We start from the raw sequence: 16,923 nt of genomic DNA on the forward strand, positions 1-16,923 counted from the left end.
GCGAAAACCGGGGGACCGCAAACCGAGGAGGAACCATGGCCGCTACCGCGCAGTTGGAGCGGACCGAGGACGGCTGGACCGGGGTCCAGCCGGACGCCGCCTGGCGGGAGGAGGTCCGACGACTGGCCGACAAGCACGACGCCGTCCTGCTCGCGCACAACTACCAGCTGCCCGAGATCCAGGACATCGCCGACCACACCGGCGACTCGCTGGCGCTGAGCCGCATCGCGGCCAGCAGCAGCGCGTCGACCATCGTGTTCTGCGGCGTGCACTTCATGGCCGAGACGGCGAAGATCCTCAGCCCGGACAAGCGGGTGCTCATCCCGGACGCCCGGGCCGGCTGCTCGCTGGCCGACTCCATCACCGGCGCGCAGCTGCGTGAGTGGAAGGCCCAGCACCCGGGGGCCGTCGTCGTCTCGTACGTGAACACGACGGCCGAGGTCAAGGCCGAGACCGACATCTGCTGCACGTCCTCCAACGCCGTCGACGTGGTCGCCTCCATCCCGGCCGACCGCGAGGTGCTGTTCTGCCCGGACCAGTTCCTCGGCGCCCACGTGCGCCGGGAGACCGGCCGGGACAACGTGCACGTGTGGGCCGGCGAGTGCCACGTGCACGCCGGCATCAACGGCCCCGAGCTGGCCGACCGGGCCGCCGCCAACCCGGACGCGGACCTGTTCATCCACCCGGAGTGCGGCTGCGCCACCTCGGCGCTGTACCTGGCCGGCGAGGGCGCGGTGCCGGCCGAGAAGGTCAAGATCCTGTCGACCGGCGACATGCTGACCGCCGCCCGGTCGACCAACGCCCGCAGCGTGCTGGTGGCCACCGAGGTCGGCATGCTGCACCAGCTGCGCAAGGCCGCGCCGGAGATCGACTTCCAGGCGGTCAACGAGCGGGCCTCGTGCCGGTACATGAAGATGATCACCCCGGCGGCGCTGCTGCGCTGCCTGCGAGACGAGGCCGACGAGGTCTTCGTGGACGCCGACACGGCCGCCCGGGCCCGCGGCGCGGTGCAGCGGATGATCGAGATCGGCCAGCCCGGCGGTGCCGAGTGAAGCCCCGCTGGGAGGCCTCCGCCGACCTTGTCGTCGTCGGAACCGGCGTGGCGGGGTTGACCGCCGCGTTGGACGCCCAGGCCTTGGGCCTGCGGGTTCTCGTCGTCACCAAGGCGGCTCTCGGCGACGGCAACACCCGCTGGGCGCAGGGTGGCGTGGCCGTCGTGCTGCCCGGCGAGCACGAGGAGGGCGACACCGTCGACCGGCACGTCAGCGACACGCTGACCGCCGGCGCGGGGCTGTGTGACGCCGCGGCGGTGGAGGCGATCGTCGGCGGCGGGCCGGCGGCGGTGAGCCGGTTGCGGCAGTGGGGCGCGGTGTTCGACCAGGGTTCGGACGGCAAGCTGGCGCGTACCCGGGAAGGCGGTCACACGGCGTTCCGCGTGGTGCACGCCGGCGGCGACGCGACCGGGGCCGAGGTCGAGCGTGCACTGCTGACGCAGGCCCGTGACGGCCGAATCGCCATGCTGGACAACCATGTTGCCGTCGAGACGCTGCGGACGCCGTCCGGGGCCGTCGGTGGTTTGCTTGTGCTGGACGGGAAAGGCGTTCCCGGCGTGCTGCGGGCGCCGGCCGTGCTGCTGGCGACCGGTGGTGTGGGCCAGATGTACCAGGTGACCTCGAACCCCGAGGTCGCCACGGCCGACGGCATAGCGCTGGCCCTGCGGGCCGGCGCCGTCGTCGCGGACCTGGAGTTCGTGCAGTTCCACCCGACCGTCCTGTACACGGGTTCGGGCGCTCGCGGGCGGTGCCCGCTGGTGACCGAGGCCGTTCGGGGCGAGGGCGCGGTTCTGGTCGACGCCAACGGTTCCCGGGTCATGGTCGGCGTGCATCCGCTGGCCGATCTGGCTCCCCGGGACGTGGTGTCGGCGGCGATCACCCGTCGCATGAACGAGACCGGCACCGATCACGTGTTCCTGGACGCCACCCACCTGGACGGGGAGGCGTTCCGTCGCCGCTTCCCGACCGTGCACGCGGCCTGTGCCGCCATCGGTGTCGACCCCTCGGTGGACCCGATTCCCGTTGCCCCGGCGGCTCATTTCTCGTGTGGCGGCGTTATGGCCACTGTGGACGGTCGGACCGCGGTGACCGGGTTGTACGCCGCCGGCGAGGTCGCCCGTTCCGGGCTGCACGGGGCGAACCGCCTGGCCTCCAACAGCTTGCTGGAGGGTCTGGTCGTCGGTTCCCGTGCCGCTCGGGCGGTGGTCGCCGACCGAGCCGCCGGCCTGCTCGACGATCCGCGCAGGGCGGAGCTGCCGCTCGGGCCGCTGGCCGCGGCCGTGACGGAGCGGGATGTGTTGCAGCGCACCATGTCCCGTCACGCCGCGATCGGGCGCAATGTCGAGGGCCTGGCCGCCGCGGCCGCCGTGCTGGAGAAGTCGACCGTCGTCCGTCCACTTCGGACGCGGGAAGCGGTCGAGGACGCCGCGCTGACCGTGGCCGCCGATATCCTGCTGGCGGTGGCCGCGGAGCGCACGGAGTCCCGCGGCTGCCATGTTCGCACCGACTACCCGGGCCGCAACGACGGCTCGTGGCAGCGGTCCATCCCCGTTCGACTGGACGCGGCCGGGCGGCCGTTCCTGTTCGAGCGGGCCTTGCTCGGGGGTGTGGCATGACCGTGGACATCGAGGACATGCGGCGGGTCATCAAGACCGCGCTGGCCGAGGATCTTCGTTACGGGCCGGACGTCACCACGCTGGCCACCGTGCCGTCCGAGTCCATCGCCGTCGGCAGCTTCACGCCGCGCAAGGCCGGGGTGATCGCCGGCGTGCCGGCGGCGCTGGCCGTGCTCGACGAGGTCACCGACTACGAGGTCGTGGCCAAGGTCGAGGACGGGTCCCGGCTGGCCGCCGGGGAGCCGGCGCTGGTCGTGCGGGGGCCCGTCCGAGGCCTCGTCACCGCCGAGCGGACGGCCCTGAACCTGCTGTGCCACCTCTCCGGCATCGCCACCGCCACGGCCGCGTGGGTCGAGGTCATCGCCGGCACCGGTTGCGCCGTCCGGGACTCCCGCAAGACCCTGCCCGGCCTGCGGCTGCTGGAGAAGTACGCGGTTCGGTGCGGCGGCGGCGTCAACCACCGGCTCGGGCTCGGCGACGCCATTCTCATCAAGGACAACCACGTCCAGGCCGCCGGCTCCGTCACCGCCGCCCTGGTGGCCGCCCGGTCCTACGCCCCCGAGCTCACGTGCGAGGTGGAGGTCGACACCCTGGACCAGCTCGACGAGGCCCTGGCCGCCGGCGCCGAACTCGTGCTCCTGGACAACTTCACCCCCGCGGACTGCGCGGAGGCGTTCCGCCGCACCAAGGCCGCCGGCACCGGCACGCTGCTGGAGGCCTCCGGCGGGCTGACCCTCGACGTCGCCCGGGCCTACGCCGAGACCGGCGTCGACTACCTGTCCGTCGGCGGCCTCACGCACTCCTCGCCCGCGCTGGACCTGGGGCTGGACATGTAGGGTTCGCCGGCTCTGGTGCGAGGTCGCGCCGGTCTCTGGAGCCGCGGGCCGGAAAAATCGCATCCTTCCAGCGATTTTCGCGGCCAAGGCGAAGAGACCGGCTTAGAGCGACCTCGCCCCGCGCGGCACGAGCGGCGAAGATACTGTCGGGGTGTGCGTCGACTCCTGCTTCCCGTGTGTCTGCTCACCGCTGCTGTCGCCGTGGCGGCGTGCACGGGCGAGCCGGCGCCGAGCCGGGCCGGGACCGTCGACGACAACACCACCATGACGCTGGCCGACTCCGCCGAGCCCGCCACCCTGAACCCCGTTCAGGGCTTCGCGCCCGAGGGTGGCTCGCGGATGTACGACGGGCTCGTCGGCTACCAGGCCGACCGGACCCTGCGGCCGGTGCTGGCCACCGACCTGCCGCAACCCTCGCCGGACGGCAAGTCGTGGACCGTCAAGCTGCACCAGCGGGTGCGGTTCTCCGACGGCAGCCCGCTCACCGCCGCCGACATCGTGGCCGAGTACAACGCCGTGCTCGACCCCGCCGGCCGGTCCCCGCTGCGGCCCGACTTCGACATGCTCGCCGGCGTCACCGCCGTGGACGAGCTGACGGTTCGCTTCGACCTGTCGTTCCCGTTCCCGTCCTTCCCCACGCGGCTGGTGCTCGGCGTCGTTCCGCACACCGCGCTGGCCGGCCCGCAGCCGCCCGGCACCGGCGCCTACTCCGTCGCCTCGTGGGACAAGGGCAAGCAGTTGCTGCTGGGGCTGAACAAGTACTACTACGGCGTGCCGCCCAAGGTCGTGAAGGTGACCGTCGCCTTCGTGCCCGACGACGCCACCCGGATCCAGCGCCTCCAGTCCGGCGCCTTCGACGGCATCGAGGTGCCGCCGTCCGAGGCGGTCGCCGTGGCCAAGTTCGACGGCGTCAAGGTCATCACCGAGGACACCGCCGACTACCGTGCCGTCACCCTGCCGGCCGGCGGCCCCGTGACCGGTGACCGGGCCGTGCGGCTGGCCCTGAACTTCGCCATCGACCGCAAGGAGCTCATCGGCACCGCGCTCGGTGGCAAGGGCACTCCGGCGTACACGCCGATGCCCGACTCGCTGCCCGAGTTCGTCGACCCGCAGGCGACCTACCGCTACGACTCGACCGCCGCCGGCCGCATCCTCGACCAGGCCGGCTGGGTGGCCGGCGCTGACGGCGTTCGTGCCAAGGCCGGCGTCCGGGCCGCGTTCACTGTCGGCTACCCCGGGGGCGACCTCGAACGCCGCTCCGTCGCGCAAGCGTTTGCCACCCAGCTCCGGGCCATCGGCTTCGACGTCACCGCCGCCCCTGACGCCGGTGCCGGCAGCGCCCAGATCGTCTCCGGCGGCAACCCCTTCGACCCCGACCTCGCCGTCCGCTCCGTCCTGCGCACCGGCGGCGCCGACAACACCACCGGCTACAGCGACGCCGCCGTCGACTCCGCCCTGGACACCGCCCACCGGGCCACCGACCCGGCCGCCCGCGCCACCGCCTTCCGCTCCGCCCAGCGCGCCTACGTCGGCGACCCCGGCCTGGTCACCCTGGCCTTCGTCACCCACACCTACGCCGTCCACGACAACTGGGCCGGCTCCGTCCCGGTCATCGAGCCCGCCGTGCACGGGCCGTTGACCTGGGGCCCGTGGTGGAACCTGGAGACCTGGACCATTCGCTGAGACGCCGAGGGGCGCGACCTCGCGGCCGCACCCCTTTCCGCCGGCTCGATCACCGTCGGTGGAAGGTGATGGTCTCGCCGTTCTTGGTGAAATTGCCGATGTACGCGTAGTTGCGGAAGCCGCCGTCACCCTGGTGCACGAAGGTGCCGTCCTCGAACGTGGCCCAGCGGTACCGGGACGACTTCGCGATCACGGATTTGCACTCGGTGTACACCGCGGTGCCCGATGCTTCCTGGATCTCGCCGTGCAGGTCGTACGTGGCCGCCGCGGACTCCTTCCACACGATGATGTTGTACTTTCCGGCGGCGTCCCAGGTCTGCATTTCCTTGGCCTTGCCGCTCAGGTCGCAGGTGTTGAGCTCCAGGGCGGAGGCCCCGGCCGAGACGGGCAGTGCCGTGGCGAACGCGACGGCCGCGGTGATGGCGGCGGCGGTGATGGCCGCGGCGCGATGGGTGGACTTCATCGGTTTTCTCGTTCCTTCCGGATCAGGGTTTGTTGAAGTCGACGACGCCGTTGTTCTTCGTGAACCAGCCGACCATGCCCCAGTTCTCGTAGCCGCCCTTGCCCTGGTTCTCGAAATGGCCGTCGTCGAACACCCAGAGTCCGTAGTAGATGCCCTCCCACCGGATGTTGGCGTAGAGGACCTTGTTGTTCAGCTGCTCCTGGTAGTGCTGGGCCAGGTTCATCATGATCACGTTGTAGTGCTGGCCGGCCAGGTGGAAGGCCTTGTCGATCGAGTCCTTGACCAGCTGGGCCTGGTTGTCCTCGGCCAGCTGGCTGATCGCGCCGCCGATCCGGGGCCCGAGCCCACCGCCCGTGCGGTCCGAGACGATGTCGACGGTCGGGTTGTGCGTCGTCTGGACCGAGGCCAGCGCCGGGCCGGCGCCGGCGCCCACCAGAGCGAACGCGGTCAGGGCCATCGCGGCGAGCAGCTTGCGCACCACGGCTCAGCCCTTCTTGTGGAAGTTGACGACGCCGGCGTTGCCGGGGCGGTCGAACCAGCCCCGGAAGGCCCAGTTCTCGTAGCCGCCCTTGCCCTGGTTCTCGAACCGGCCGGAGTCGAAGACGTAGATGTGGAAGTCGGGGTAGCCGGAATCGTGCGCGACCGCGTCGTAGACGACGTTGTTCAGGGTGAAGGTGAACTTGTTGCCGGTGTTGATCACCATGACGTTGTAGTTCTCGTGCAGTTCCTGGGCGTTGAAGGCGGCCTCCAGCAGGCTCTTCACGTAGCCGGGCCGGTTCTCCTTGAGCTTGTTGGCCGCCTCGATCGCGTCGAGGATCGTCTTGGTGATGTCGAGGACGTGGCTGAACGCGTCCACCCCGATGCCCTGCGCGCTGGCCGCGGCGGCCGGCGCGTTGTGCTGGGCCGGTGCGGCCATCGCGCCGGCGCTGGGCAGCACGACGCCGCCGATGATGGCGGCGCCGACGGCGGCGGCGGTCATTTTCCTGCTCAGGATTCCCATTTTTTCACTCCCGGTCGTGCTGGTGTCGCCGCGCGGCCTGGTACGACGGTGCGGCGGATCGAATGGCGATTCACGGGCGGCCGGCAGCACAACATGAGACAATCTCGGTTTGTTGTGTCGCGGCCTGCCCGAGTTGGGTGCTACGGGGAAAAGGATGCAATTCGGAGGCTTTGGGTGGCAATCGCCTGCTCCGTATTTACCCGTGAAAGTGGCACGTTCGAACTCTCTACTCTTCGGTAATATGAGGTATATTCATGTGTTCGTCCATGTCGTGCAGGAAGTAGGGGGACAATCGGGCGATCCGGTTGTTCGAGGACAACCGAAATGCGGATGCCGTGCCGCGGCCGAGTCTGACCGGCCGGTGCCGGCCGGGTTGACGGGCGGCGTCGGTACCCTGATGGCCATGCTCAACCGCACCGACCTGCGTGGTCACGTCCCGTCCCCGGCCCAGCTGCGCGTCACCCTGCCGCGCGCCGAGGTTGACGTGGACGTCGTGCTGCATCAGGTGCGGCCGATCGTGGAGGCGGTGCGGGACCGGGGCGTGCCGGCGGTGCTGGAGTTCGCCGAGCGGTTCGACCGGATCCGGCCGGCGTCGGTGCGCGTGCCGCAGGCCAGGATCGCGCAGGCCCTCCAGGAGCTGGACCCGAAGGTCAGGGCGGCGCTGGAGGAAGCCATCGTCCGGACCCGGAAGGTGCACGCGGACCAGCGCCGGCAGGACAAGACCACCGAGGTCGTGCCGGGCGGCACCGTGACGGAGCGCTGGGTGCCCGTGGACCGGGTGGGCCTGTACGCGCCGGGCGGCGTGGCGGTGTTGGCGTCGAGCGTCGTGATGAACGTGGTGCCGGCGCAGACGGCGGGCGTGGGCTCGCTCGTGGTGTGCTCGCCGCCGCAGGCCGAGCACGGCGGCCTGCCGCACCCGACGGTCCTGGCCGCGTGCGCGCTGCTGGACGTCGACGAGGTGTGGGCGGTCGGCGGCGCGCAGGCGATCGCGCTGCTGACGTACGGGGGCGTGGACACCGACGGCGCGGAGCTGACGGCGGTGGACATGATCACCGGCCCGGGCAACATCTACATGACGGCGGCCAAGCGGCTGCTGCGGGGCATGGTGGGCATCGACTCCGAGGCCGGCCCGACGGAGATCGCGATCCTGGCCGACGACACCGCGGACGCGGTGCACGTGGCGGCCGACCTGATCAGCCAGGCCGAGCACGACACGCTGGCGGCGAGCGTCCTGGTCACGGACTCGGAGCGGCTGGCCGACGCGGTCGACGCCGAGCTGCACCGGCAGGTGGGCGCGACCAAGCACAGCGCCCGGGTGGCGGAAGCGTTGGCGGGCCGGCAGTCCGGCTGCATCCTGGTGTCCACTGTGGACGACGGGCTGAAGGTCGTGAACGCCTACGCGGCCGAGCACCTGGAGATCCAGACGGCCGACTCCCGCGCGGTGGCCGCCCAGGTCCGCAACGCGGGCGCGGTGTTCGTCGGCGCCTACGCGCCGGTCTCGCTCGGCGACTACTGCGCCGGCTCCAACCACGTGCTGCCCACCGCCGGTTGCGCCCGTCATTCCTCCGGCCTGTCCGTGCAGACCTTCCTGCGCGGCATCCACGTCATCGACTACACCGAGGACGCGTTGCGCGACGTCGCCGATAAGGTGGTCGCGCTGGCCAACGCCGAGGACCTGCCCGCTCACGGCCAAGCCGTCACCGCACGCTTCAAGGACGCCTGAATGACCGAACCGATTGGCGCGCGCGTCCAGCTCGCCGACCTGCCGCTGCGCGAGGACCTGCGTGGCCGCACGCCCTACGGGGCGCCGCAGCTGGACGTGCCGATCCGCCTGAACACCAACGAAAACCCGTACCCGCCGCCGCCGGAGCTGGTGGCCGACCTCACCGCCGCGGCGGCTGAGATCGCGACCACCCTGCACCGCTACCCGGACCGCGACGCGATCGCCCTGCGCACGGAGCTGGCGGCCTACCTGGCCGCGTCCACGGGCGTGCCGGTGACCACGGCCAACGTCTGGGCGGCCAACGGCTCCAACGAAATCCTGCAGCAGCTGTTGCAGGCCTTCGGCGGCCCGGGCCGCAGCGCGCTGGGCTTCGAGCCGTCGTACTCGATGCACCCGATCATCGCGGCCGGCACCCGCACCGACTGGGTGCCGACGCCCCGCCGCGCCGATTTCTCCCTGGACACCGGGGAAGCGGCGCGGATCCTCGTCGAGAAGGCGCCGGACCTGGTGTTCATCACCAGCCCGAACAACCCGACCGGCCAGGCCATCCCGCTCGACCAGCTGCGCGAGCTGATCGCCGTGACACCGGGCATTGTCGTCATCGACGAGGCCTACGCGGAGTTCAACGAGCACGCCAGCACGCTGGGTCTGCTGGAGGAATTCGCCGAGAAGCTGGTCGTCACCCGCACCATGAGCAAGGCGTTCGCCTTCGCCGGCGGCCGCCTCGGCTATCTGGCAGCGGCGCCGGCGCTGGTCGACGCGTTGCAGCTGGTGCGCCTGCCGTACCACCTGTCCTCGCTCACGCAGGCGGCCGCGCTGGCCGCGCTCCGGCACGGCGACCGCACGCTGGAATCGGTGGCCAAGCTGGTCGCCGAACGCCATCGCGTGGTGGACGCGTTGGCCGGCCTGGGTTTCCAGGTCGTGCCCAGCGACGCCAACTTCGTCCTGTTCGGACGGTTCGACGACGCCAAGGCCGCCTGGCAGTCCTATTTGGACCGTGGCGTGCTGATCAGGGACGTCGGCATCGCCCACCACCTCAGGGTCAGCATCGGGACGCCGGAGGAGAACGACGCGTTCCTGGCCGCCAGCAAGGAGATCGTCCGATGAGGGAGCTTGCGACCGAATCCGTCGAGCACAGGGACTGTCGCAGTTGCGACGAGCCCTGCGAGGAGCTTCTGTGACCCGTATCGGGCGTGTTGAGCGCGCCACCAAGGAATCCTCCGTGCTGGTCGAGATCGACCTCGACGGCACGGGCAAGGTGGAGATCGACACCGGTGTGCCGTTCTTCGACCACATGCTGACCGCGTTCGGCGTGCACGGCAGCTTCGACCTGGTGGTGCGGGCGACCGGCGACGTGCACATCGACGCCCACCACACCGTCGAGGACGTGGCCATCGTGCTGGGCCAGGCCATTCGCCAGGCCCTGGGCGACAAGTCGGGCATCCGCCGCTTCGGCGACTGCTGGATCCCGATGGACGAGTCGCTGGCCCACGCGGCGATCGACGCCAGCGGCCGGCCGTACTGCGTGCACGTCGGCGAGCCGGAGTCGATGGAGTCCTTCACCGTCGGCAACAACTACGCGACCGTGCTCAACCGGCACGTGTTCGAGTCGCTGGCCTTCCACGCCCAGATCGCGCTGCACGTCCGCGTGATCCACGGCCGGGACCCGCACCACATCACCGAGGCCGAGTACAAGGCCATCGCCCGCGCGCTGCGGGCGGCCACCGAGCCCGACCCGCGCGTCTCGGGCGTGCCGTCCACCAAGGGGGTGCTGTGATGTCGCAGCATCAGTACATCGCCATCGCGCTGCTGGCCGTGGCCGGCTTCCTGATCGGTGGCGTCTACACGATGGTGAAGCAGGCCTCCAGGATCGCCGCCCTCGTGCTGGGCGTGCTCGCCCTGCTGGCCGCCGGCGGCGCTGTCGCCTGGTTCATGTCGAGCTGAGGTACGTCGCGGGCACGTGACCGGTGAGCCAGACTCCATTGGCGCTCAACCGAAACACGTGCCCGTCGGCCTGCATGCGGGCGGCGTCCACGGCCAGCACGACCGGCTTGCCCCGGCGTGCACCCACCTTCACGGCGGTGGGGACATCGGGCGACAGGTGCACGTCGTGGCGGGCCATCGGCCGCAACCCCTCGGTCATGATGGCGTCGAGGAATTTCGCGACCGTGCCGTGATAGAGCGTGGCCGGCGGGGTGGCAACGGGCAGGTCGAGCTCGACCGGCACGGTGTGGCCCTGGTTGGCGCGGATCCGGGCGCCGGTGTCATCGAAGGCGAAGCGGCGCTTGTCGTTGCTGGTCACGACGTGGTCGAGCTGCTCGCGGGTGATGTTCAGGGCGGCGAGCAGGCCGTCGACCTCGGTCCAACCGTCGGTCGTGAGCCGGATGCCGATCTCGTCGGGCGCGTGTCTGAGATGTCGGGACAGCCGCTTGGAGATCCGGATCATGTCTTTGTCGTTCATGTGCCGGAAGTGTGGGCGGCAGGAGGTGAATGTGTCCAGCGGATTGCCGGGGCCGGGCAGCCGGTCCGGGCGGCCCGCCGTGTGGTCAGCGCGGCCTGCCGGTTTCAGGCGGCCAGGTCGAGTTCGTTGAACACGTGGTCGGCCAGCAGCACGTCGACGCCGGCCAGGCCGGTGGAGCAGAACAGGGTGATCTGGCCCTCGCTGATCCGGCCGGGCAGGTCGCCGGCGATGATGCCGCCGAGATGGGCCAGCTTGCGGCCGGTGAAGAACGGGTTGCCGTAGGCGGCGGCCTGCGCGGGCGAGTCGCTGGCGACGATGGCGGCCACGCTGGCCAGCTCGGGCGGCAGCTCGCTGGCGCCGCGCAGCTTGGGGCCGATGGTGTTGACGTGGCAGCCGGGGGCGAACGCGGTGGCCGGCAGGACCGGGCGCGTCGACTTGGTGGCCACCAGCACGACGTCGGCGTCCCGCACGGCCTCGACGGAGTCGGCCAGGTCGATGGCGTTGAGCCCGAGCTCGTCACGGGCCCGGGCGGCGAACTTGGCCCGGTTCTCGGGAGTCGGCGAGCTCACCCGGACCTCGCTGAAGGTGCGCACGGCGCAGGCGGCCCACAGCTGCGCCCACGACTGCGTGCCGGAACCGATGACGGCGCACACCGAGGCGTCGTGCTTGGCCAACGCGTCGACGGCCGCGCCACCGAGGGCGCCGGTGCGCAGCGCGCCCAGCGCCGTGCCGACGACGACGCCGCGCAGCGTGCCCTTGTTGTCCCACACGGCAACCAGCTGGTCGGCGTGGCCGGGCCACAGGCCGTAGCAGCGGAAACCCACGGTGCCGGCGGCATTTCCGCCGACCGTGAAGACGAGCTCCGTGGAGCCGACGTCGATCCCGGTTCGTGGCGGGGCTTTGAGCGTGCCGCGGTGGGCATCCACGAGGGCGTCTCGCGAAACGCGGACCGCCGCCCCGGCCAACAGGGCGGTGCGCACCTCGGCGTCCGAGATCACCTTCACGTGTCCAGTCTGCGACTGCCGACACCGGCCTTCAAGCACAGTCGGGCAGCTGCATCCTTATGGCGCAACGGTGATCACTGTCCGGCGCGCGTGGCGCTCAGTCGATACCCCCCTCGGCGGCGGCACGCAGCCGGGGCGCTCCCGGACCGTAGCCGGCCATGCGGTCCTCGGCGTTGAACAGCGTGCACACCCGCAGCGACAGGCAGCCGCAGCCCACGCAGCCCTCCAGCTTGTCGCGAAGTCGTTGCAGGGCATCGATTCTGGCGTCCAGCTCGGTCTTCCACTCCCGCGACAGCCGGGCCCAGTCCGCCTTGGTCGGCGTGCGCTGCTCGGGCAGCGTGGCCAGCGCCGCGCCGATGTCCTCCAGGCTGAGCCCGACTCGTTGCGCCGTGCGGATGAACGCCAGCCGGCGCAACACCGAGCGTGGGTAGCGGCGTTGGTTGCCGCCGGTGCGCTCGGCGGCGATCAGGCCGCGTTCCTCGTAGAACCGCAACGCCGTCTGCGCGACTCCGCTGCGTTCGGACACCTGGCCGATGGACAGCCAGTCGGGGAGTTTCACCACCCGTTGAGCCTAACCTGGAGTTAACTCGAACACTCAGACGCCTCGCTGCCGCGGCACCATCATTAGCCGATCGGGGCGCTCCACCACCGCGACGCACGGCCGCACCCGGCCCAGCGTGGGCAGCAGCTGCCAGCGCTGCGCGATCGTGGCGACCGTGACCGTGAACTCCGTCCACAGGAACGAGCCCCGATCGTCGCACTCGAACGGCACGAAGGCGCCGCGCGGCTGGTGCGCGCAGCGGTCGGCGCGCCAGCGGTCCGGGTCGAACGTCCCGGGATCGGCGTACACCGCCGGATCCCGGTGCAGCGAATGGGGCCGCAGCAGCAGTTCCGCGCCCGGCGACAGCGGGATTCCGCCCAACCGAACGGGTTTCACCACCGTGCGCATCACCAGCAACACCGGATGCAGGCGCAACACCTCGCTCACGACGCGTCGGGTGTAGCGCAGGTTGGGCAGGTCCGATGCGGTGACGCGCCGGCCCGCGAGCACGGTGTCCACTTCAGCGTGCAACCGCGCCGCCGCGTGCGGATGCGAGGCGAGCTCGTGCCACATCCACGCCAGCGTCGCGGCCACGAAGGCCGTCAGGCAGCCGCGGAGCGGCTCCGCGGCCGGGAAGAACCGCCGCATCAACAGCGTGATCGTGGACTGGCCGTCGACCTGGCCGCGGTGCACCGGCTCGTAGCCGGCCATCGCCGCGTTCACGTCCAGCTCGACGCCGGGCCGCCAGCTCAGGGGCAGTTGCCGGGCCCGTTCGGCGACCGTGGCCACCAGGCTGGCCAGGTCGCCGTCGGTCAGCCGCCGGGTCCGTTCGGCCACCACGCCGGCGTAGCGCCGGGGGTCGCCGATCAGCACCGCCCGGACCAGCTCGGGCGCGGTGACCGCGTGCACCAGCCGTGGCCCGATGTACAGCGAGGTCAGGCCGGGGCCGCCCGCGGCCAGCGAACCGAGCAGACCCAGCGGATCACCGGCGACGGCTGCCTCCATATGTCCCATCCTGATGACGCCTATCGGCCGTGGCAATCGTCGCCCGGACACGATGGCCCGGCGGCCCGCGTATCTTCCGACCAGGTGACCGGCTGACCGGGCAGGCGGGGCCTACAGTCGTGGGCAGTGCGGCGGCCCGGACCCGGTTCCGCGTTACGTGCACCCCTGCAAACCGTTACGCAACGGTTTTCATTCAGCCGGTCGACCCCCACAATCACCGGTATGAACCAAGCCATCACCGTGGGAGTCGTCGACTCCGAGGCCCTGGTGCGCGGCGGTATCCGCCGTGTGCTCGAACAGGCGCCGGACGTGCGGGTCGTGGCCGAGGCCGCCAGCGGTCTCGGAGCGGTCGAACTCGCGCGCAAACATGTGCCCAGAGTGCTGCTGATGGACGTGCGGATGCCCGGGATGGACGGCCTCGCGGCCACCGAGCAGGTCCGCGCGCTGTCACCGGCCACCGCCGTCGTGCTGCTCACCTCCGTGGCCGACGACAGCCACATCCGGCGGGCCCTGCGGGCCGGCGCCACCGGTTTCCTGCTCAAGGACGGCAGTCCACGCGAGCTGGTCACCGCCGTGCGGGCCGTCGCCGCCGGGGAGGCGATGCTGTCGCCGGCCATCACCCGCCGGGTGCTCGACCGCATCGTCGACATCGACCCCGAACCGGTCGAGCGGGCCCGCACGCTGGTCAACCACCTGACCGGCCGCGAGCGCGAGGTCCTGGGCCTGCTGGCGCAGGGCATGGGCAATCTCCAGATCGCCCGCAAGCTCTACCTCAGCGAGGGCGCCGTGAAGGCCCACGTGAGCCGGCTGCTGACCAAGCTCAGCTGCGACAACCGGGTGCAGGCCGCGATTCTCGCGCACAACGCCCGTCTGGTCAGCGCCTGACGGAAAGCGCATTCCGGTGGCGTCCGCCGCCCACCGGTGCGCTCGGCCGACCGAAGGCTCAGCCGACCGACTGCTCAGCCGACCGGGCTCTCCGCCGGTGGCGGGCCGGGCGCGGTCCAGGCCACCAGGTCCTCCCGGGTCCGCAGACCGAGCTTGGTCCGGATCCGGTTGAGGCGATACGCGACGGTCCGCACGCTCACGCCCAGCCGCGCGGCGATCTCCGGATTGGTCAGTCCGGCCGACACCAGCGAGGCGACCTCCCGCTCGTCGGGGGCGAGATCCTCGGCCGGTCCGCCGACCGTCACGGTCCACACATCGTGCAGGGCATAGGCCATCACCTGGTCCCGCGTGAGCCGCCCGACCTCGGCGGCGATGCGGTCGATCTCGTCGTCGTCGGGCACGCCCCAGTCGCCGAGGCTGCCCTCGACCTGACGCCGCCAGGCGGGCTCGGCGTAGAGCCGGTCGCCGCCACGGATGTAGCGGGCCGCGCAGAACAGCCGGATCGCCCGCTCGCCGTCGCCCCGGCCGCCGGCCACCATGGCCAGGCCCTCCAGCGCGAACGGCACCTCCAGCCACGACGCCGGCGCGTTGCGCAGGCTGTCGGCGAAGAACTCCTCGGCCGAGGCCAGCGAGCCGCGACGCAGGGCGATGGTGCCGGCGGTGTGCAGCGCCAGGCTCATGCCGTGGCAGACGGGCCCGGCCCGGAAGCGCCGGAGCGCCGAGGTGATGAGCTCGTCGGCCCCGTCCAGGTCGCCCTGCCAGTGCGCGGTCAGCGCCAGCCGCTCCAGGACCATGGCGACGGCGGTCTCGTCGCGCAGGCCCTCGGCCAGCGCCAGAGCCTCGGCGAAGCGCTCGTGGGCGTCGTCGAGGCGCTCGGTGGCCTGGCACACCGCCCCCATGGTGTACAGCGCCCCGATGAGCGGCACGGGCTCGCCGGTGGAGCGGGCGAGCGCCAGCGCCTCGGCCAGGTGCGTGACGGCCTCTCGGGCGTCGCCCTGCACGGCGGCGAGGTAGCCAGCGTAGGTGAGCAGCAGGCAGCGGTGCTCGGGCCGGCTCCGAACCCGGTCCAGGGCGGCCCGCAACAGCTTGCGGCCCTCGGTGAGGAAGCCACGTGGCATCCAGCAGCGGACGGTGGCGATGGTCAGGACCGCGTTGCGCTCGTCGTCGACCGACGCGGTCCAGCGCACCGCCACCATCAAGTTGTCGATCAATCCCTCCAGTCGGCGCTGCGCCGCCAGCGGGAACCACACGGGCTCCCGGACCAGCGGCTGGGCCAGCTCGGTCAACCAGCTCGTCAACCGGTCGTGGGTGGCGGCCCCGTCCTCGGAGGCGTCGAGACGTTCCCGCGCGTACAACCGGATGGACTCCAGCATCCGCAGCCTCGACGAGCCCGCCGTGGTGATGAGCGAGCCGGCCTGCAGGCGAAAGGCCAGCTCGAACACCTGCTCCGGGCGGAACTCGTCGTCGGCGCAGACCGCGATCGCCGTGTCCAGATCGAACGTACCGGCCAGCACCGACAGCCGGCGGAACACGACCTGCTCGTCCGGCCCGAGCAGCTGGTGGCTCCAGTCGATGGCCTGCCGAAGGCTGCGTTGACGTGCAGATCCAGTGCGATTCGACGTTGTCAACAGCTCCAGCCGGCCGGCCAGCCGATCATGGATCGCGCCGACCGAGAGCATCGGGATCCGGTGCGCGGCCAGCTCGATGGCCAGCGGGCTGCCGTCCAGCTCGGCGCACACGGCGGCGATCTGCCGGACGGTGCCCTCGTCCAGCCCGAAGTCCTTGTCCCGCTCGCGGGCCCGGTCGATGAACAGCCGCACGGCGTCGCTGCGCAGCGGATCGGACTCGCGGCTGGGCAGTGTCAGCCCGTCGAGGGAGAACACCAGCTCACCGGGGATGGAGAGCGCTTCCCGGCTGGTGGTCAGCACGCGCAGCCCACGGCAGCGCCGCAGCGCGAGGTCGACGAAGCGGGCGCTGGCGTCGACCAGGTGCTCGCAGTTGTCCAGCACCAGCAGCGTCCGCGTGCCGCGCAGCACGTCGAACAGCGCCTCGGTGATGGTCCGCCCGGGCAGCTCGCGCACGCCGAAGGCGCCGGCGATGACCTGGGTGATGCGGTCGCCGTCGTCGAGGCTGTCCAGCTCGACCAGCACCGCCCGCTGCGGCAGCCGCCCGGCCACCTCCAGCGCCAGCCGCGTCTTGCCGACACCGGCCGGTCCCACGAGCGTGATCAGCCGGCGTTGCCCGAGCAGCGTGCTCAGGCGTTCGATCTCGGGGCGGCGTCCGACGAAGCTGTCGACCAGGGCCGGCAGCGCGCCCGGGATCTCGGAGTTCACCGCGGACGGCATGGTGGCCCGCGCGGCGGAGGTGGCCCGTCGGCGATAGGCCCGCTGGCGGCAGGCGTTGGAGCAGTAGCGCACGCGGTGCTGGTCGGCGAGCACCTGCCCGCAGACCGCGCAACTCCGTTCCGCCGACGACATCGCCGCCACGCTAGCAGCAGGTGGCCTGGTCGAAATGATGGTCACCCGATCAGCCGGGCTGCCCGGACGGCGTATCCATCGACCAGGGGTTTACGCCCGTTCGACGGAACCGATCGGCCCACGACACGGATGCGCAGCGATTCGGGCACGGCGCGGTGTGGCGCTGACGATCTTGGC

17 protein-coding genes are annotated in these 16,923 nt (G+C 71.5%); 9 read left to right on the forward strand and 8 right to left on the reverse strand.

The annotated features are described in order from the left end of the window. Positions 1 to 35 precede the first annotated feature (35 nt). The 4 genes from nadA (at position 36) to AB0M73_RS19840 (ending at position 5,187) form a co-directional block, all read left to right on the forward strand. The gene (nadA, locus tag AB0M73_RS19825; protein WP_363892293.1) at positions 36 to 1,052 is read left to right on the forward strand and encodes a quinolinate synthase NadA; all 1,017 of its coding nucleotides are present in this window, start codon (positions 36 to 38) and stop codon (positions 1,050 to 1,052) included. Further along, the gene (locus AB0M73_RS19830; RefSeq protein WP_363892295.1) at positions 1,049 to 2,668 is read left to right on the forward strand and encodes an L-aspartate oxidase; all 1,620 of its coding nucleotides are present in this window, start codon (positions 1,049 to 1,051) and stop codon (positions 2,666 to 2,668) included. The genes nadA and AB0M73_RS19830 overlap by 4 nt, the downstream gene beginning before the upstream one ends. After that, complete coding sequence (gene nadC / locus AB0M73_RS19835; RefSeq protein ID WP_363892297.1) at positions 2,665 to 3,504, forward strand: carboxylating nicotinate-nucleotide diphosphorylase; 840 nt, start codon at positions 2,665 to 2,667, stop codon at positions 3,502 to 3,504. Before AB0M73_RS19830 ends, nadC begins: the two co-directional genes overlap by 4 nt. Positions 3,505 to 3,657: 153 nt before the next feature. Beyond that, complete coding sequence (locus tag AB0M73_RS19840; RefSeq protein ID WP_363892299.1) at positions 3,658 to 5,187, forward strand: ABC transporter substrate-binding protein; 1,530 nt, start codon at positions 3,658 to 3,660, stop codon at positions 5,185 to 5,187. 49 nt (positions 5,188 to 5,236) lie between these two features. Here AB0M73_RS19840 and AB0M73_RS19845 read toward each other — a convergent pair whose 3' ends face one another. From AB0M73_RS19845 to AB0M73_RS19855, 3 genes are read right to left on the reverse strand one after another with little or no spacing between them, the layout of a single operon-like run. Then, positions 5,237 to 5,650, reverse strand: coding sequence for a hypothetical protein (locus AB0M73_RS19845; RefSeq protein ID WP_363892301.1), 414 nt, complete (start codon positions 5,648 to 5,650; stop codon positions 5,237 to 5,239). 22 nt (positions 5,651 to 5,672) lie between these two features. Further along, positions 5,673 to 6,131, reverse strand: coding sequence for a hypothetical protein (locus tag AB0M73_RS19850; protein ID WP_363892303.1), 459 nt, complete (start codon positions 6,129 to 6,131; stop codon positions 5,673 to 5,675). 3 nt (positions 6,132 to 6,134) lie between these two features. Continuing rightward, a complete protein-coding gene (locus AB0M73_RS19855) occupies positions 6,135 to 6,650 on the reverse strand; it encodes a hypothetical protein (protein ID WP_363892305.1) in 516 nt (171 codons plus the stop codon). A 403-nt stretch (positions 6,651 to 7,053) separates the two neighbouring features. Between AB0M73_RS19855 and hisD the strand changes: the two genes are divergently transcribed. The 4 genes from hisD to AB0M73_RS19875 all read left to right on the forward strand — a co-directional run bounded on the left by hisD (position 7,054) and on the right by AB0M73_RS19875 (position 10,317). Next, complete coding sequence (gene hisD / locus AB0M73_RS19860; protein WP_363892307.1) at positions 7,054 to 8,373, forward strand: histidinol dehydrogenase; 1,320 nt, start codon at positions 7,054 to 7,056, stop codon at positions 8,371 to 8,373. Next, complete coding sequence (locus tag AB0M73_RS19865; protein ID WP_363892309.1) at positions 8,374 to 9,480, forward strand: histidinol-phosphate transaminase; 1,107 nt, start codon at positions 8,374 to 8,376, stop codon at positions 9,478 to 9,480. A 70-nt stretch (positions 9,481 to 9,550) separates the two neighbouring features. Beyond that, complete coding sequence (hisB, locus tag AB0M73_RS19870; protein WP_363892311.1) at positions 9,551 to 10,150, forward strand: imidazoleglycerol-phosphate dehydratase HisB; 600 nt, start codon at positions 9,551 to 9,553, stop codon at positions 10,148 to 10,150. Next, positions 10,150 to 10,317 (forward strand): hypothetical protein, encoded by a 168-nt coding sequence (locus AB0M73_RS19875; protein WP_198047417.1) that lies wholly within the window; start codon positions 10,150 to 10,152, stop codon positions 10,315 to 10,317. The genes hisB and AB0M73_RS19875 overlap by 1 nt, the downstream gene beginning before the upstream one ends. Here AB0M73_RS19875 and AB0M73_RS19880 read toward each other — a convergent pair. The 4 genes from AB0M73_RS19880 to AB0M73_RS19895 all read right to left on the reverse strand — a co-directional run bounded on the left by AB0M73_RS19880 (position 10,304) and on the right by AB0M73_RS19895 (position 13,384). Continuing rightward, positions 10,304 to 10,834 carry an RNA 2'-phosphotransferase gene (locus tag AB0M73_RS19880; protein ID WP_363892313.1) on the reverse strand — a complete coding sequence of 177 codons (531 nt, stop codon included), beginning with the start codon at positions 10,832 to 10,834 and terminating at the stop codon, positions 10,304 to 10,306. The two genes, AB0M73_RS19875 and AB0M73_RS19880, sit on opposite strands and share 14 nt — an antisense overlap. Positions 10,835 to 10,938: 104 nt before the next feature. Beyond that, positions 10,939 to 11,838, reverse strand: a complete 900-nt coding sequence (locus tag AB0M73_RS19885; protein WP_363892315.1) for a hypothetical protein — start codon at positions 11,836 to 11,838, stop codon at positions 10,939 to 10,941. A gap of 97 nt (positions 11,839 to 11,935) precedes the next feature. Beyond that, on the reverse strand, positions 11,936 to 12,400 hold the full coding sequence (gene soxR / locus AB0M73_RS19890; protein WP_363892317.1) for a redox-sensitive transcriptional activator SoxR: 465 nt from the start codon (positions 12,398 to 12,400) through the stop codon (positions 11,936 to 11,938). 33 nt (positions 12,401 to 12,433) lie between these two features. Then, complete coding sequence (locus AB0M73_RS19895; RefSeq protein ID WP_363892320.1) at positions 12,434 to 13,384, reverse strand: cytochrome P450; 951 nt, start codon at positions 13,382 to 13,384, stop codon at positions 12,434 to 12,436. A gap of 222 nt (positions 13,385 to 13,606) precedes the next feature. Here AB0M73_RS19895 and AB0M73_RS19900 point away from each other — a divergent pair, with 222 nt between their 5' ends. Continuing rightward, positions 13,607 to 14,269: a response regulator transcription factor gene (locus AB0M73_RS19900; RefSeq protein ID WP_043723141.1), complete on the forward strand. Its 663-nt coding sequence runs from the start codon at positions 13,607 to 13,609 to the stop codon at positions 14,267 to 14,269. Positions 14,270 to 14,343: 74 nt separating this feature from the next. Here the strand turns inward: AB0M73_RS19900 and AB0M73_RS19905 are convergent, their stop codons facing one another. After that, positions 14,344 to 16,746: a tetratricopeptide repeat protein gene (locus AB0M73_RS19905; RefSeq protein WP_363892322.1), complete on the reverse strand. Its 2,403-nt coding sequence runs from the start codon at positions 16,744 to 16,746 to the stop codon at positions 14,344 to 14,346. Between the last annotated feature and the right edge of the window lie 177 nt (positions 16,747 to 16,923).

Origin of the sequence: Kutzneria sp. NPDC051319, from assembly GCF_040682195.1 — a bacterium.
Lineage (GTDB): Bacteria > Actinomycetota > Actinomycetes > Mycobacteriales > Pseudonocardiaceae > Kutzneria.

Bases quoted from the DNA above. Each gene is read 5' to 3' on its own strand.
- hisD (WP_363892307.1), top strand. From the start codon at position 7,054: ATGCTCAACCGCACCGACCTGCGTGGTCACGTCCCGTCCCCGGCCCAG.
- AB0M73_RS19880 (WP_363892313.1), bottom strand. From the start codon at position 10,834: ATGAACGACAAAGACATGATCCGGATCTCCAAGCGGCTGTCCCGACAT.
- nadC (WP_363892297.1), top strand. From the start codon at position 2,665: ATGACCGTGGACATCGAGGACATGCGGCGGGTCATCAAGACCGCGCTG.
- AB0M73_RS19895 (WP_363892320.1), bottom strand. From the start codon at position 13,384: ATGGAGGCAGCCGTCGCCGGTGATCCGCTGGGTCTGCTCGGTTCGCTG.
- AB0M73_RS19875 (WP_198047417.1), top strand. From the start codon at position 10,150: ATGTCGCAGCATCAGTACATCGCCATCGCGCTGCTGGCCGTGGCCGGC.
- AB0M73_RS19900 (WP_043723141.1), top strand. From the start codon at position 13,607: ATGAACCAAGCCATCACCGTGGGAGTCGTCGACTCCGAGGCCCTGGTG.
- AB0M73_RS19855 (WP_363892305.1), bottom strand. From the start codon at position 6,650: ATGGGAATCCTGAGCAGGAAAATGACCGCCGCCGCCGTCGGCGCCGCC.
- nadA (WP_363892293.1), top strand. From the start codon at position 36: ATGGCCGCTACCGCGCAGTTGGAGCGGACCGAGGACGGCTGGACCGGG.
- AB0M73_RS19865 (WP_363892309.1), top strand. From the start codon at position 8,374: ATGACCGAACCGATTGGCGCGCGCGTCCAGCTCGCCGACCTGCCGCTG.
- AB0M73_RS19905 (WP_363892322.1), bottom strand. From the start codon at position 16,746: ATGTCGTCGGCGGAACGGAGTTGCGCGGTCTGCGGGCAGGTGCTCGCC.
- AB0M73_RS19845 (WP_363892301.1), bottom strand. From the start codon at position 5,650: ATGAAGTCCACCCATCGCGCCGCGGCCATCACCGCCGCCGCCATCACC.